Below are 16,165 nucleotides of genomic sequence, written 5' to 3' on the forward strand. Positions count from 1 at the left end.
GGTTTATGCGTTGAACCGCACACCCGGTTTGGCCCGCTCATCAACGCTCAACTCAAACACGTCCGGGCGCGCGTAGTGCCCGACCACGTCGTAGTCGTATCGGGCGCGGATCAGGTCATCGGTGTCGATTTCCGCAGTCAGCAATCCCGCCTCGCCACGCAGCGGCCCGGCGAGAATGTCGCCCATCGGCCCGACAATCACGCTGCCGCCGGCAATCAACGGGCGCTCCGCCGGCCAGTTGGCGATGTTCACACCCAAGGCTTGCGGTGAGTCCTGAACCTGACAGGCGCTGACCACGAAGCAGCGCCCTTCATGGGCGATGTGGCGCATGCTGACCTGCCACATTTCGCGCTCGTCCACGGTCGGCGCACACCAGACCTCCACGCCTTTGGCGTACATCGCGGTACGCAGCAACGGCATCATGTTTTCCCAACACACCACTGCGCCGATCCGCCCGACCTGGCTGTCGAGCACCGGCAAGGTCGAGCCGTCACCCTTGCCCCAGATCAGTCGCTCGGTGCCGGTGGGCATCAATTTTCGGTGCTTGGCGATCAGCCCCTCCTGCGGGTCGAAATACAGCGCGGTGCAGTACAAGGTGCTGCCCGCGCGCTCAATCACGCCGATGACCAGATTGGCGCCGGTGCGTGAAGACAACCCGGCCAGGGCGTCGGTCTCGGCACCGGGCACGTCGATGGCGTTGGCGAAATACCGGGCAAACGCTTCTCGACCTTCCGGCAGTCGATAGCCGAGTTGCGTGCCGAAGCTTTCGCCTTTGGGGTAGCCACCGAGCAACGCCTCGGGCATGACCACCAACTTTGCACCGGATTCGATTATGGCGGTTTCCCAGGCGAGGATTTGTTCGAGGGTGTCAGCCTTGCCTCCGGGCAAGGCGCCGATTTGCAGGGCAGCAACAATGGACTTGGGCATTACGGTGGCTCCGTCAGTAATGAGAGGTTGCTCATTCTCCGGCGCCACCGGATCATGAATAAAGCCCGAGTCACTGCTGAATGATATGAACCAAATGAATATCGCCACCGTCGATCTCAACCTGCTCAAAGTCTTCGAAGCCTTGCATGAGGAGTCCAGCGCAAGCCGTGCCGCACTGCGTCTTGGCGTGACGCAATCGGCGGTCAGTGCGGCATTGCGTCGGTTGCGCGAGGTGTATGGCGATCAGTTGCTCGTGCGCACCGGCCGAGGTCTGGCGCCGACGCTCAAGGCCAATCAGTTGAAACCAGTGGTCAGCGATGCACTGAACAAATGCCGGCAGAGCCTGGCGATGGTCGATCCGGCGGCCCATCATTACGACGGGCGCTCGGTGACCGTGGGTTTGTCGGATGATTTCGAAATCGCCTACGGGCGACGATTGATCGAAGAAATCTCTCACCGTGCGCCGAAGCTGCGGCTGATCTTTCGCCAGACCCACAGCCAGATCGTCGCCCGGGCCTTGATGGAACGCAGCATTGATCTGGCGATCACCGCAGGCGGGTTTGCCGAGCGTTTGCTCAGCCGTCAGGTGCTGGGTGAAGGGGATTATCTATGCCTGGTGGACCCCCTCAGCCTGGCCGAGGGGCAGCAGACCCTCAACCTTGAGGAATTCGTCACCCGCGAACACATCCTGGTGTCCTCGGGCGGTTTTATCGGGATTACCGATGAAGGCCTCGCCGCGTTGGGATTGAGTCGACGGGTCTGCGCGTCGACCACCCACTTTGCCGCGTTGCCGTATCTGCTCAAGGGCAGTCAGGCGGTGGCGACCATTCCGGCCCATGCGGCGCAAAGTATCGCCGCCCTCAGTGGACTGGCGTTGCTGCCCTGCCCTCTGGCGCTGCCGCGTTACCCGATCGAATTGGGTTGGCGCACCAGTACGCAGCTCGATCTGGTGGTGTTGAAAGTGCGCGAAGCGATTGCCGCGATCTTTTCCGGGGCGTTTATTTAGCGGCCATCAGCCGATTGACTTCACTGCGAACCATGTTCGCGAATTCCGGGGGCGACATGCCGTCGAGTTCGGCGCGAACCCATTCCGCCCATTTGCCTTTGCGCTTGGCGCGCTCACCGAACAACCGTGCGGCTTCGCCCTTGGCTTTGCCCAGGTTGTTTTGCCAGAGTTCGAACAGACGGGATTTCTCATCTTCAAGCGCCGCGCGCTCGGCAAGGGGTTTGTCGGCCAGATTGAAGCTCATGGGGAATTACCTGCTGCGTAAAATAGGCGACATCTTACACTGTAGGAAGAAATGTCCTGCGCTGGATTTTTCGTCAGGGGTGAGTCACCGCGCAAAATGGCTGCAACTTTTGCCACGGCGGCAGACTCCATTGTTCACTGTCCATTCACCTGCAAGGAGTACTCCAATGGCCCGCAAAATCATCGATCAAGTCGCCGAAGATCAAATCAAGGATCAGGTCTTCAGCGAACTTCAGGCCCTGATCGAAGAGTCGGAAAAACTGCTGAAGAGCAGTGCTTCACTGGTCGGTGAGGAAGCGGACACCCTTCGTGGACAAATCGCCCAGAAACTCCAGCAGGCCCGGGACTCGGTCACCAGTGTTCGTGACCGGACCAGACCCGCGGTCGACGCCACCGAAACCTATATCGGCGGTCATCCATGGCAAACCGTGGCCATCTCTGCGGGTTTCGGTCTGGTGGTCGGTCTGTTGTTGGGTCGGCGCTGAACGGGAAACATGGGATCTGACCTCTACCTGTAGGCGCCAGGCTTGCCGGCGAAAGCGATCTCAAGTCCGCCTTCGCCGGCAAGTCTGGCGCCTACAAAAAAGACGCGTGTCGTCTCAAAGCCCCGCCAGCTCCCGCAGATCCGCCAGGGTCTGGGCATCGAGCGCAATGCCTTCGACATTGGCTTTGGCGCGTTGCAGGTGACGCCGATCACCCGGTAAACGCTTGAGCCCGACACTGTGCATCTGCCGGACCAGTTCCTGACTGCGTTCGGCAAAGCTCTGCCCCGCCGCTTTGCTCGGGTCGATCACGATTAGCAGTTGCCCGGTCCAGGGGGTTTTGGCCCCCGGATGGTTCGACCAGTCGAACTCGAAAGAAAAATTGCCGCCGGTCAACGCCGCCGCCAACAATTCCACCATCATCGACAGCGCCGAGCCCTTGTGCCCGCCAAACGGCAGCAACGCGCCACCTTCGAGAATGGCTTTCGGGTCCTGAGTCGGCTGGCCCAAGCTGTCCACCCCCATGCCCGCAGGCAAGCGCTCGCCTTTGCGTGCGGCGATCTGCACGTCGCCATGGGCGATGGCGCTGGTCGCCAAATCGAAGACAATCGGCGCACCGTCAGCCCTGGGCGCGGCGAAGGCAATCGGGTTGGTCCCGAACAGCGGACGATCGGCACCGTGCGGCACCACGCAGGTCATGCTGTTGACCACGCTCAGCGCCACCAATCCTTCATCGGCAAACGGCTCGACATCCGGCCACAAGGCAGCGAAGTGATGGGAATTGCGGATCGCCAACACCGCAATGCCGGCACTGCGAGCTTTTTCCACCAGCAAGGGCCGCGCCGCCGCGAGGGCCGGCTGGGCAAATCCATTGCCAGCATCCACCCGGACAAAACCCGAGGCCACGTCCTCGACCACTGGCACGGCCTGACCATTGACCCAGCCGCTGCGCAGCGTCGACACATAGCCGGGAATTCGGAAAACACCATGACTGTGCGCCCCGTCGCGCTCGGCGCCGGCACAGTTGAGGGCCAAGGTTCTGGCGACATCGGCGGAGGTGCCATGGCGCAGGAAAATCTGTTCGAGCAATTGAACGAGCGCGTCGAAATCGAGGTTTGGGGTGTTCGAGTTGACGGCCATATCAGGCGATGCGGTCATCTGAAGCTCCGGTTTTATTATTGGGTATGGGCAACAGGTCAAGCGAGGTTGCAGGGCAACCGAAAAAAGTCGTCGATTAAGCGCTGTTTTACCGGCGTCCTGTCAAGCCTGCGACAAAGGATAAGCTCAAGCAATATGTACCGCCCCCGGGCTCTCCATTGGCCCTACTGTTTTCCCTCGACCCAACGACCTGCGATCGCCATCGATCGCGGCCCATCGAGGAAAAATCATGACTGCTCCACCACTGCCGTATTTTTTCGACGAAGCAGAACGTGCATCCAATGCCAGACAACCCGGTGATCGCGAGAAAGCGCTGAACTTCACCCTTGATGACCTGAAATGGTTGAGGGGCGTTTACCTCCCTACCCAGGTAGCGCGCACGACACACAGCAAACCTATGCACGTCGACCGATTGCTTCTAAGCCAGACCGGCGCGGCCGACATTCCATTGGCCGGTGCCTTTGCCATAAGCCGGCCCAATGGTGGCGAGGTAACGCTCTACACCCCCTGGAAAGGTCTGATCAAATTCGCCGACATGGACGACGTGAAAAGCAAACTCAAGGAGTGGCTGGCGCAGTACACCGGAAAGCGAGAATTACTGCGCTACCTCTCAATCGAACAACGCACCGCTGTGCGGGCAGCCGCCACACCAGACATCACGATGCAGGCCATCGAAGGGCCGGTATTTCAGGATCAGGAGGCCATCCTCGAACGCAATGGGGCACACAACATCCAGGCGATGATGGGCGAGCTGATAAAGACCCCGACCCTGCAGTCGATGCTCGATGAAACCCTCAAGATTGCCTTGGCCAGGTCCTTCCCTGGATTGGACCAGCGCCATACGCGACTGGAGAGTTTTATCAGCACCGCTTCCGCCTTCGACAATACCGAATATAGCCACAAGATGTCCGCGCTACCGCTGGGCGCCGCCCTGCTGCAGTATTACCTGACCAATCAATGGCCCGTTGGCGACTACCGGATTTTTTCCCACCCCCGACACGGTGTGAGCAGCGACGCCGATAACCAGATATGGGAAAGTGCGATCACAGAAATCGCGCAAAGTTTTACACCACACCTGCAAAGCCTGCTCAAGACGTTCTGGCACACGCCCATGAACGGCGGACGATCACGCTCGGAGTTTTTAACCGAGTGCATGCGCGACACTTATCATGTGAATCTGTTGCTCAAACGCCAGCAAGGTATTTTGTCCGCGCAGCAACACCAGCGCTTGATGAGCGTCAGCCTCACGCCCACCCCGGGCGCCTCCCTGCGTATCGAAAAAGTGCGCGTCACCGCTCCCTACAAGCATTACGCGGAACTGGCCTCCACCTTGATGATCGGCGGTGATGATACCCTCGGTTTTCTGTACACCCAATCCCGAGGCATCGAGGCCACAAGCGACCTGCCCGCCATCAAGAGCATCGTGTTGCGCATGCTGAAAAGCGAAGGCCATGAAGACACACTGCTCAATTTCATGTCGCAGGATGAACGCGGCGCGTTTCTTGACCTGGCCCCCCATGATCCAGTGATTATCGGAGAACCGATTGTCGGTCCGGTGTTTGAACAACTGATGGCAGACGTGCTTGCCAAGCAATTGCAAAACCTGACCTACGCCTTGAGCCGCTACCGTGAGAGCGAAGGCACGCTCAACCCCCACGCCCTGTTCGACAAAGCACTGGATGTTCGAGGCCTGATCGATGATCGACTGTTGGCTCACGACGCCGCAGGGCGCTGGAGCACACAAGCGGACCAGCGCTGGAGCACGCAACCGGCCACCGTGCGCGCCGAATCGGCCAAAGAACAGCTGAGCCTGCTCTCCACGGTCGAACAGGCGCTCGAACAACGCCTTGAAAACCACCCTGCCATTCCCGCCGCAACCCGCACGGTGGCTGAGGCCCAACGTATCGTTGGTTCGTCGCTGGAAGCCTTGCAATCGAGTTTCACCCATACCCTGTCAACGGCACTGCGCAGTGAACTCAAACTGCGAACAGTCGCCCATACGTTAGGTGCAACGGAACAGGCGATCATCAAAACGGTGCTCGATACCCCTGTGCGCCTGCAGCGCGCCGCACTGAACGGCTTTCTGCCCGACGTGTTTTCTCTGGCACTGAAGATGGGCGACTCCGCCGACTTATTGAAACTGGCCAGTTGTTTTGTGTTGACTGAACGAGGCGGACTGGACCCGACACATTCGGGCAAGGCTATTGTATGGACACCGGCGCTTGGCTTCGAAGCATTCCCGTCACTCAAACCCTTGCTGAGCGAACTTGAAAGACGCCTGCAAGACGAAGATGAACGCACCACGCTGCTGGAAAACCTCGGACGCCGCCAGCGACTGCCCAGGCAGATAGTGAACCTCGCGCCGCTGCAACGGGTGCACGGCAATTTTTTCGATCATGTACAAAAGCCCTATGTCCATCTGGACCTGACGTCCATCGAGCATGCACTGAAGACACCGCTTCGCGTCGCGAACGTATCCAGACTGCTGAACCTGGTGGCACTGCGCGAACCGAAAACAGGGTTACAACGTGCAACGGACATCGCCCGGTCCCTGACAACCCAGCAAATGCTTCCGGCATGGCTGGCCAAGGCCTCTATCGCAGATCAGATGTTGCACGGCGAACTGCTTCAGCAATATCTGAATAACGCCACCGATGACAAGGACTACCTGAGCGGCATTCGCACCCTGGCGCGCACCGCGCACCATGAATTGCAGAAGCAACTCAAGGCAGACGCCTTCGACATTGATCCAGACTATGTGGAGATACACATCAGCCCTCGCCCGACGTCTGGGGCAGTGATACAAACACTGACCGAGTTTGCGTTGACCCACATTAAGGATCTGGAGCAAATCTTCTTCAAACTGGTGTCGCTTAACGCCACCGCTATTCCTGAAGACATGGACCAAAGCTACATCAAAGACCTGATACGTAACCTGAAACTGGGTGAGCATCAGCAAGCGATATTGAGCACAGCGTTTGCCGATACGCACGTCGGCTCGGCGGATCGCAGAAAGCGGTTCGCCACGCAATTGCCCTGGCAATTGATGCACTACGCCCATTCGGAAAAACTGCAGGAGCGCCTGAGCGAGACCGGGTTTGATCTGATCCGGCAAGTCATGGACATGCCCGACGCCATCGCCCGTGCCGCAGTCGACGGTGCGAAGGCGATCATCCGCCCACTTGAGTTCATAGGTATCAGGAGCGGGCAGACAATCAAAGTGCCAGGCCTCTATTTGATCGGTTCAGCACCGGACAGTGCAGGATCACAGGTCCTTATAGCGCCCTATAGTCCTCGGCATGGGGTGAAAGAATATGAAAATGAACAACAACTGGTGACAGAAATGAAGACCCGGGGTGCGCTGCACAACTGGGTACTCATGAATCTGCCCCAGCCTGATCGGATCCTGGTGGAAACCCGGATGGCGCACACCAATAATCGCCTCAGCGAAGTCACCCTGGCGTCCAGTCCGGTCAAGGGAAACCTGTTCAGGCATTTGTTCGACGACAATGCTGCGTTACTTGCCCGTTTACTGGGGTGTCAGTCGGACAACTATGCTCAGGGCGAATGGGCAACCATCAAGCATGTATTGGGTGAGGACTTGCATCAGGCGTTTACGTTTTTCATGGGAAAACTCGCTTATCCGATCACGGTATGGCGCAGTTACCGGGACATCAAACAGTCCGCCGAAGACCTGCAAACGCACAAGTGGGGCGCCGCGATAAAGGCGTTCATCAGCGGCATTGCGCAACTTGCCACCTTGCGTCAATCGATGGAAAACCAGACGCCCCCGTCTTCGGCCGTGAACGAGTCGACACCCGCAACACCCGACACCCGGTTCAAATGGAAAGATGTCGACATCACCGCTCCCGAACGCACTCATTTGCAGCGTTATGAGAGTCCCGATGTCGATCTGGGCTCGTTGACGCTGAACCCGACGCTTGGGCTCTACACCCATCCGACGACAAAAAAACACTATGGGCCGGTTGAAGGCAAAGTATACCCGCTCGCAAAACGGGGGGCGCGTTGGCGCATCGGCGGCGACGATGCCCATGGTCCCTATCTACGCCAGAACGCCTCCAGACAATGGGTGCTGGATTTGAAAGCGCTGGCTCCGCGCTACAGCATGCTCAACCGATTGGAGACAGCTTTTGCAGTAAGGGGAGGCATGAACGTCGAAGCCGATGGGATGGCTCAAATCCGCTTGCTGTTTCCCGTCAGGGCTCGAGTGATCGAAGAAAGTCTCGACCTGGCGACCACGTATGCCTGGAACGCTTTTCGCAATCTGCAGCTACTCAACACCTCGGGTAACAAGGTCACTCCTGTACATCAGCTCATTATGGATTTTCTCGATGTACCGACAGTGCTGCCTGAGCATGTGAAGATGCTCGAAAAAGTCGTCGGCGATATTTTTGGCGCTTTGTTGGACCCCACACTCAGGGAAGCCAAGTCCAGGCGGTTTGTGGTCGGGAGAACCCATAAAGATAGGGAAAGTACTTTCGCGTTCACGATTCCTTCCGACCGCCATCGAAAAGTCTACCTGGCAGAGAAATTCTTTCTCCCGTATTTAGACCATTACCGCAATTATCTGTCTGATGCATCCTTCCCCATCCGGCCTCATGCCCGCGCCTCCACCTTGATCCACGAACTGTCGCACATTGCGTGCGACACAGAAGACCTTGGTTATCTCGACGCTTTCAGACCTTTTGCCGACTTGATAGAAACGTCGAGCTCCCGGGCCAAGGAGCTTAGAAAAGCATTGACTGATGTTCAGCGGACCGTTTTATCGAGCAAGTCCCCCTTGAATCAACTGTTCAAGCTCGAGAATGCTGATTCCGGGCTATGGGAAGATTTTGGCAGTACCACTTACCAGAATACTGATCGGGAGCTGGAACATGTTTTGAAATTGACGGGTGAACAGACTTTGGACGGTGCCCGCAAACGCTTCATGAGGGACTCAAACGCCAGACTGGCCGTGCAACTCGGCAACGCCGATAGCGTGTCCTGGTTAATTGCTCAGTTAGGGCGTGAATTGCATACCAGCACTCCTTGATCCCTAAAAATAAGTGCCACTTTGATGGGGAAATGCCATGACGGTTGTTCTCGCAGACTTCCCCTCAAGGTTAGAATGCAGGAAACCAGGATGAGTCAATGACCGACCACTCTCTCTCGCAAGCCCAATACGACGCCATCACCGATGCCGCTGCGCACTGGTGCATGCGTCTGCACGCCATCGATTGCACCGCCGAAGAACGCCTGGCGTTCGAGCAATGGCGTGATGCTCATCCGCTGCACGCCTTCGAGTACGAAGCCATGCTGGAGATCTGGGATGTGGCGGGAGATTTACCTCGTCCCGAATCCGCTGCGCCGGTTGTTCAGGTCAAACCGACAACACCCTGGCGCACTTTCGGCATCGCAGCCGCTGTCTGCGCCCTGGCGCTGCCACTGGCGGCCTATACCGGATGGAACCTTGGATGGCTGCCCAATGCCTACCAGCATTTCGAGGCGACCGATAATGTTCGTCAAGTGACGCTGGGTGACGGCAGCCAGGTGGAGCTGAACCTGGGCAGTGAACTGACGTTCAGCAATTACAAGGATCAGCGTCGGGTCACGCTGAAAAAAGGCGAAGCCTTCTTCAGCGTCAGCCACGACCTTCGGCACCCGTTCATCGTCAGGGCGGGCGATGGCAGGATTCGCGTCACCGGTACACAATTCAACGTCTGGATGTATGAAGACCAGGTACGCGTGAACCTGATCGAGGGCTCCGTGCTGGTAACCAGCAACAATGCTCTACCCGGCGATGGTCTACGTCTGGAACCTGCGATGCAGGCACGTTACCGGCACGGCGACTTGACGCCGCAAATCAGCCAGAGCGATGCCAACGACCAGTCGCTGGCTTGGCGCAGCGGCAAACTGGTGCTTGATAATCTGGCGCTGACCGACGCCCTGCCCTTGATCAATCGTTATCTAAACAAACCGGTGATGCTTGCAGACCACAGCGCCGGTTCGATTCGCCTCGGCGGCATCTACAACATCAAAGAGCTCAATAACCTGGTGGCCTCGCTGCCCAAGGTGCTGCCGGTCTACCTGACCCGCAATCAGGACGGCAATCCGGTCCTCAATTCGATGCCACAACAAGCCCCAAAAAGCTGAAGGCCGCCACCCTTGCGGAGTGCGGCCTTCACTTTTTCATTTAAGCGCTATTGCTGTTACTGCGCAGCGATCTTCCCCGCTTTTTCATCCTGCTCGCGGATCGTCTGAGCCTGGTACTGTGGATCAGCCGTGATCTGCTGCTCGGTAAACGGCAGCACGCTCAACTGTTTCTTCGAAAAGGCTTGTGTCTGGTCCCGGGAATACTTCGACGCCGGGTCACTGGACAACGAGAATGCCAACAAACCCTGAGCCTGCGGCCCCTTGTCATCGAACGTCACCACCTGCAAATAGCTGGTGCCACTGACGACTTCGCGTTTGCCGTCGGTTCTCGGCACGCTTTGAATGGCGTTATACACACCCAACGCGCCCGGCCCGCCATGGATCGGCGTTTGCTGCCCGCCACTACTGGCCACCTGGATATCGCCCCAGCGGCTATCGGCCTTCAAACCAAGGGTTTTGACTTTTTCTACCGAGGCGAGCATTGCCGTTCGAACTGCTTTGGCGACTTCCGGCCGTTCGATTGCCAAGCCACTCGGGGTGTGTTGCGGATCCTTCGGATCGAACGCCACGCGCCAGAGGTCAGGGACTTGCTGCAACGCCAGCATGACATGCTGAAAATGCACAAAGCCCAGCCCACTGTCCAGATTCACTCGGTGATCCCAAGCCTTGAGGCTGGCACACAGCGGCGTCAATGTCGGCGCATCAGAGCCAAGGGCCGCGGCACAGAATTGCAGCAAGTCCGGCATGACCAGGGCCGCCTGATATACCTGATCATCCATCACCATCCGCTGTAGATCCGCCGCAGCGATAGGACCCGCCTTGCTCAAGACGCCCAGACGCTCCAGTGCGAACCGCGAACGCAGCCCCAAGGGCTGGCGGTCCTGACTGATCAACGGTGAGAAACCGGTGAGCGGTTGTGCCGGGTTGGCCATCCAGGCCGAATCGTTGGAGTGCTGCACAAAATCCTTGCGCAGCAGTTGCGGCAACTTGTCTGCCGCATAAATACCTTTTTGCGCGGCGTGCGGGTCGATGTCCCAGGCGCAAGCACTGTTGGAGCCGTCAAGCAGGATCATCTGCAAGCCGGCTCGTGGATCGCTGCACTTGGCCAACTTGTCGGCGCTGACGTTCGGCACCACCGACAGGTTCATGTAAAGCGTCTGCCCCTGATCGTCCACCGCCAGGGTGTTGACCCACGGGATACCCTGAATCTTGTGCACCGAAGCCTGTAAATCCTTGAGGCTGGCGGCACGGTTCATCGCGTACCACTGCTGCAAGACCCGGTCATTATCCAGGTTGGCATCGCGCAAGCTGTAGGCAAACTGGTTGTTCCAGTCCAGTTTTCCGGGCCATTGCACAATCGGCCCGAACTCCGAGCTATAGACCACATGAGAAATCTGTCGGGTCTGGCCATCGGGTTGCTTCACACTGACTGCCAGCGTCTGTTTTTTCATTGGCAAGGACTTGCCATCCAGCAAGTAGCGGGTCGGATCCTTCGGATCGAGTTGCAGGCGATACAGGGTGAAGTGCTTGGACGAATCCACAGTGTGGGTCCATGCCAGGTGCTGGTTGAACCCGATGTTGATCATCGGCAGACCGGGCAACGCGGCACCCATGACGTCCAGTTTGCCCGGAATGGTCAGGTGCATCTGATAGAAACGCATCCCGCCCGCCCAAGGAAAATGCGGGTTGGCCAGCAACATCCCGCGACCGTTGAACGAACGTTCACTGCCGACCGCAACGGCGTTGCTACCGCGATCCAGAGCGAACCGTTGCATGCGCGAAGCCGCCAACTGGAACGACACCGGGTCGTCTGCTACATGAGCGACGGCTTTAGGCGGAGTCGCGCCGGCCAGAGCTTCGGCAAACTGGCCCACACCGCCTTCGACCAGCAAACGACGAGTCAACTTGACCAGATCCTGGGCAGTCATCGCACGCACCCATTCACCCTGGCATTGCGGCGGTAACCCCTGCGCCCGACGCTCTGTCAGCGAACGGTTGTAACCCGCCACATAACCTTCAATGAGCTCACGGACTTCAGGCGTTTGCGCCTGCCAGAAACTGGCGACGGCCTGGGGGGTATTCAGCCAGTTGAAAAATACATCGCTGGCCAGGTTGCCGCGCTCTTCGATCGTTACCTGGTCCGGGCCAAAATACCGCGAACGCTCGCCATTGACGGTGACGATCTCATTGGCCAGCAAGCACACGTTGTCTTTCGCGTAGGCATAGCCAATGCCATAGCCCAGCCCACGCTCGTTTTCGGCACGGATATGCGGTATGCCAAAACTGGTACGACGAATGTCCGCCGTCGCCTGCTCTGGCTGGCTGCGCGCGCTTGCCGCAAGGCTCAGCCCCAGAAACACACCCGTAAGGCTCAACCTGGTTAACTGCCTGGAAATAATCACGCTCGCTCCTGATCGAAAAGACGTATGACACGCAACGCGCCTTCCAGAAAAACGAAGCACATGACAAAAAATTTAAGCCTTTGAGGGCATCCCCACGCCCATCTCACAGAGCGCTGACGTCGCGGCGACAAATTTTCTACATGCTGGTCTTCATTATTTCCGGGCTCGTTCGTCTTATTGATTAAGAGCACCCATCGCATTTTCATGATCAGGCTCTGAAAAGGAGTTTTTGCATGTACAACCCGCAACTGCCAACGGATGGTAGCCATGCATCAAAGGGCAGCGCCATGAGCTCCGGCGCCTTCAATCAACAGACCGAACGCCAGGGCAACGAACGGATCAGGTTTCTGCTCAAGTGCTTTGGCCTGCGGACCAGCCTGATTCGCCTGAAAGTCATCGACGCCTTGCTGAGCGCCGCCGAAGGCAATCGCAGCCTGGGTGTGCGCGGTGTGCACAGCCATTTGCTGGACCTGGACATTCCCCTGTCCTTTCTCAGCGTCCGCGAAGTGTTGAAACGCTTGTGCAGTGAAGGGGTAATTACACTCAATCCGGACAAAAGCTACAGCCTGCATCCACAGGCTGTCGCCGTCCTTCATGGTGAGCAATCAGGCCCGAAGGCGTCGCTCAAGGCTTGACCTTGCGACGCATCACGCCATTGATGACCACCACGACCACCGCCACGCCAATGGCGATGTACTGGAATAATTTCTCGCTGATGAACCCTGCGTTCTGCAGCCAGGAAAGGCCGAACATAATCCCCAGTACCACCAGGGAAATCAGAATCGAGTATTTCAAACGTTGCGACTGGGTCATTACGGGTTCCTGAACAAAAAATGTATCCGGTTTGTATCCGATTGCATACCAAACCCCTACAGTTCGGCGCGAATGGGGGGCTGCAAACGGGGTCTCATGTTACAGCCGATGAAGAGTTTTGACTTCATTGCGGCGATAACCATGAGGATTTTGAAATGTTCCGTCGAATCACACGGCTGATTCCACTGCTCGCGCTCCTGACCCTGAGTGGCTGCATCATTTTTCCCGATAACGGCTGGCATGGCGGCCACCATTACGACCGTGGCGGACCGGGCTATTATCACCGTCGATAATTTGAAATGGCTGACATGAACGATTATTCAGCCGATCCTTCGTAAGAAAAAAAATCATTCTTTTGCCCATTGAACAAATGCCCGCACCCTGGCGGGCATTTTTCGTACACGATTGTTCTTATCGGGCTGTCAGCTAAATCCATCACTTTTTGTGTATTCCCACACCTCGAAATATAGCGAAAACCATTGAAGCTTTAAGTCTCAATCGTGCAATTGAGCTGTTCGTACTTGATCTCTATTCTCGAGACATCACAAAAGAATCAACTCTCGAACTTCGAGTCATACAGGGATTTCATGCTCAAGCCTTTAATACATATCAGCCCCCATCAAGTGCTTGGCTTTTGCCTTGCAATCACTCTTTTCGAACTGCTGACTTATATGGGCAGCGACATGATCATGCCCGCCATGTTGACTGTAACGCATCAACTGAATGCCAGTTCGAGCCACGTTCCTTATGCCTTCAATCTGTACTTGATTGGCGGAATTCTTTTGCAATGGCTTATAGGGCCGCTGTCCGATCACTTCGGTCGCCGCAGATTATTGCTCATCGGGTGTGCGGTGTTCGCTCTGGCCTGTGCCGCGGCGTTCCATGTGCACAGTATCGTTGCCTTCAATGGCTTGCGCCTGATTCAGGGCATGGGATTGGGATTCGTCATCGCCGTCAGCTATCCAGCCCTGCAGGAAGTCTTCTGCGAAGCCGATGCGGTAAAAATCATGGCGTTGCTGGGGAACGTTGCGCTGCTCTCCCCGCTGCTCGGCCCCCTGCTCGGCAGCCTGGCGCTGGAATGGCTCTCCTGGCGGCAGCTGTTTTTACTACTGGGTGTTGGCGGCGTGATGGTCTGGTTCGGGCTTTACCTGTTCATGCCGGAAACCGTGGGCACCTTGCGCCAGGATGGTCAGCGACTGGCCGCGGTGCCTTTTGAATGGGCCGGTACGGTGCGCCGCTACGCCGCTTTGCTCACCAACACGCACTTTCTGAGCGCTACCGTCGCCTTGGGTCTGATGAGCCTGCCGTTGATTGCCTGGATCGGGTTGGCGCCACTCCTGTTGATCCAGAACCAGGGACTCTCCCCCTTGCACTACGGCCTGTGGCAGATCCCGGTATTTGCGGCGGTCATTCTCGGCAATCTGATACTCAACCAACTGATTGCCACCACTGGACTGGCCCAATTGATTCGATACGCGCTCTGGCCGTTTTGTGGCGGGCTCATCGCATTAATCACCGTCACGTTCATTGGCGCTTCAACCGTTCTGACGGTTAGTTGCCTGTCGCTTTACGCCATCGGGCTTGGCATGAGCAACGCGGTGCTGTACCGGCTCGCACTGTTTTCCAGCGACGACAGCAAAGGCCTGGTCTCGGCCATGATCGGCATGATCTCCATCGCCGTCATGGGGGGCGGCGGCTCGATTATCGCCGCGCTGGGTGCCGGTGACAGCCTTGAAGCCTTTGCCCTGATGGCCGGTCTCACGGGACTCTTGTGCCTGGTGCCCCTGCGACTGTTTCTACGCCGCTCTCACATCGAACTTGCGGTCTGACCCCACACCATAGGTCTTTTGATGATCCATCTACCTCACACCGATGCGCTTTGCGCGTTGACGCAACCCTATTGCCTGGAGTCCATGCCAGAAGGCCTGTTCGATCAGGCCATGGGTGAAATCAGTCTGTTTCATTGCCATCACACGCCCGGATACGAACGCTGGCTGAACGCCAACGGGCTTGATGCCAACGCCCTGGAGACACTGGACGATTGGTCAAGGCTGCCGCCGATTTTCGCCAATTACTTCAAACGTCATCTGGTATTCGGCCCCACAGGCGAAGGCGCGCTGGAGCTGACATCGTCCGGCACCAGCGGCCAGAAGAGTCGCATGCGCTATGACCATCGCAGCATGACCGCGGCACAAGGCATGGTGAGCCACATTTTCCGGCATTACGGCTGGGATACTCCGGACACCCCCTGCAATTACCTGCTCCTGAGCTATGAACCCGAGGCTGCCATCACGTTGGGCACGGCCTACACCGATCAGTTTCTGTGCCGCTATGCCCCCGTCAACCGAGTCGTTTACGGCTTGCGCCTGACCGGAAAAGGCCACGAGTTCGATCTTTTTGGTGTGATTCGTGCCTTGCAGGCGTTTGCCGAGGAAGGATTGCCCGTTCGAATTCTCGGATTTCCCGCGTTCCTTTCGCATGCACTTCAGTGCATGGAAGACACCGGCGTGGCCGATTTGCAGTTGCCTGCCCAGTCACTGGTATTTCTGGGGGGTGGCTGGAAAACCCAGGTGGCGCAAGAGATTCCCCTGCATAAGTTGTATGCCCGAATCAACCGGCAATTGGGTATCGACCTGTCCCGCTGTCGGGACGGTTACGGCGCCGTAGAGCATGCCGTGCCCTATATCCAGTGTGCCCACCATCATTTTCATGTTCCGATTTACTCGAAGGTTTTCGTGCGCAACCCATCCGATTTCACTGTCCAGCCCTACGGCCAACGCGGCTTGCTGGAATTCGTCTCCCCGTACATTTCATCCAGTCCTGCTCATGCCGTGGTGATGGGCGATCTGGCGACATTGCACCCTGGCGCCAGTTGCGAATGCGGCCTGACGACAGATTGGTTCGAGCTGCATGGACGTGCCGGCACCAGCGCCAGTCGCAGCTGTGCCATGGCTGCTTCAGAACTGATCGGGGGGGCTTGA

At 57.6% G+C, this 16,165-nt stretch carries 13 protein-coding genes; 8 read left to right on the top strand and 5 right to left on the bottom strand.

The window, feature by feature from the left end; genetic code table 11:
* Positions 1-3: 3 nt before the first annotated feature.
* A complete protein-coding gene (locus J3D54_RS24465) occupies positions 4-927 on the bottom strand; it encodes a carbon-nitrogen hydrolase family protein (RefSeq protein ID WP_253423767.1) in 924 nt (307 codons plus the stop codon).
* 85 nt (positions 928-1,012) lie between these two features.
* Here J3D54_RS24465 and J3D54_RS24470 point away from each other — a divergent pair, with 85 nt between their 5' ends.
* Positions 1,013-1,933 carry a LysR substrate-binding domain-containing protein gene (locus J3D54_RS24470; RefSeq protein WP_253423771.1) on the top strand — a complete coding sequence of 307 codons (921 nt, stop codon included), beginning with the start codon at positions 1,013-1,015 and terminating at the stop codon, positions 1,931-1,933.
* On the opposite strand, the gene J3D54_RS24475 is transcribed toward J3D54_RS24470, so the two are convergent.
* Positions 1,926-2,177 (bottom strand): hypothetical protein, encoded by a 252-nt coding sequence (locus J3D54_RS24475; protein WP_007983592.1) that lies wholly within the window; start codon positions 2,175-2,177, stop codon positions 1,926-1,928. The two genes, J3D54_RS24470 and J3D54_RS24475, sit on opposite strands and share 8 nt — an antisense overlap.
* Positions 2,178-2,343: 166 nt before the next feature.
* On the opposite strand from J3D54_RS24475, the gene J3D54_RS24480 reads away from it, so the two are divergent.
* On the top strand, positions 2,344-2,661 hold the full coding sequence (locus J3D54_RS24480; RefSeq protein ID WP_253423774.1) for a YqjD family protein: 318 nt from the start codon (positions 2,344-2,346) through the stop codon (positions 2,659-2,661).
* 114 nt (positions 2,662-2,775) lie between these two features.
* Here J3D54_RS24480 and J3D54_RS24485 read toward each other — a convergent pair whose 3' ends face one another.
* The gene (locus J3D54_RS24485; protein WP_253423777.1) at positions 2,776-3,816 is read right to left on the bottom strand and encodes an Ldh family oxidoreductase; all 1,041 of its coding nucleotides are present in this window, start codon (positions 3,814-3,816) and stop codon (positions 2,776-2,778) included.
* 229 nt (positions 3,817-4,045) lie between these two features.
* Here J3D54_RS24485 and J3D54_RS24490 point away from each other — a divergent pair, with 229 nt between their 5' ends.
* Both J3D54_RS24490 and J3D54_RS24495 read left to right on the top strand, forming a co-directional pair.
* Complete coding sequence (locus J3D54_RS24490) at positions 4,046-8,869, top strand: M35 family metallopeptidase (protein ID WP_253423781.1); 4,824 nt, start codon at positions 4,046-4,048, stop codon at positions 8,867-8,869.
* Positions 8,870-8,967: 98 nt separating this feature from the next.
* Positions 8,968-9,969: a FecR family protein gene (locus tag J3D54_RS24495; RefSeq protein ID WP_253423783.1), complete on the top strand. Its 1,002-nt coding sequence runs from the start codon at positions 8,968-8,970 to the stop codon at positions 9,967-9,969.
* Positions 9,970-10,025: 56 nt separating this feature from the next.
* Here the strand turns inward: J3D54_RS24495 and J3D54_RS24500 are convergent, their stop codons facing one another.
* A complete protein-coding gene (locus J3D54_RS24500) occupies positions 10,026-12,371 on the bottom strand; it encodes an acylase (protein WP_253423786.1) in 2,346 nt (781 codons plus the stop codon).
* Between the two features lie 233 nt (positions 12,372-12,604).
* On the opposite strand from J3D54_RS24500, the gene J3D54_RS24505 reads away from it, so the two are divergent.
* The gene (locus tag J3D54_RS24505; RefSeq protein WP_253423789.1) at positions 12,605-13,006 is read left to right on the top strand and encodes a fe2+ zn2+ uptake regulation protein; all 402 of its coding nucleotides are present in this window, start codon (positions 12,605-12,607) and stop codon (positions 13,004-13,006) included.
* Here the strand turns inward: J3D54_RS24505 and J3D54_RS24510 are convergent.
* Complete coding sequence (locus J3D54_RS24510) at positions 12,996-13,184, bottom strand: hypothetical protein (protein WP_018926107.1); 189 nt, start codon at positions 13,182-13,184, stop codon at positions 12,996-12,998. The two genes, J3D54_RS24505 and J3D54_RS24510, sit on opposite strands and share 11 nt — an antisense overlap.
* A gap of 155 nt (positions 13,185-13,339) precedes the next feature.
* Here J3D54_RS24510 and J3D54_RS24515 point away from each other — a divergent pair, with 155 nt between their 5' ends.
* The 3 genes from J3D54_RS24515 to J3D54_RS24525 all read left to right on the top strand — a co-directional run bounded on the left by J3D54_RS24515 (position 13,340) and on the right by J3D54_RS24525 (position 16,165).
* Positions 13,340-13,477, top strand: coding sequence for a hypothetical protein (locus tag J3D54_RS24515; RefSeq protein ID WP_253423792.1), 138 nt, complete (start codon positions 13,340-13,342; stop codon positions 13,475-13,477).
* 294 nt (positions 13,478-13,771) lie between these two features.
* The gene (locus J3D54_RS24520) at positions 13,772-15,013 is read left to right on the top strand and encodes an MFS transporter (RefSeq protein WP_253423795.1); all 1,242 of its coding nucleotides are present in this window, start codon (positions 13,772-13,774) and stop codon (positions 15,011-15,013) included.
* Between the two features lie 21 nt (positions 15,014-15,034).
* Positions 15,035-16,165, top strand: coding sequence for an acyl-protein synthase (locus J3D54_RS24525; RefSeq protein WP_253423798.1), 1,131 nt, complete (start codon positions 15,035-15,037; stop codon positions 16,163-16,165).

The sequence above is a fragment of the Pseudomonas sp. GGS8 genome, from assembly GCF_024168645.1.
In the GTDB taxonomy this organism is placed as follows: Bacteria; Pseudomonadota; Gammaproteobacteria; order Pseudomonadales; family Pseudomonadaceae; genus Aquipseudomonas.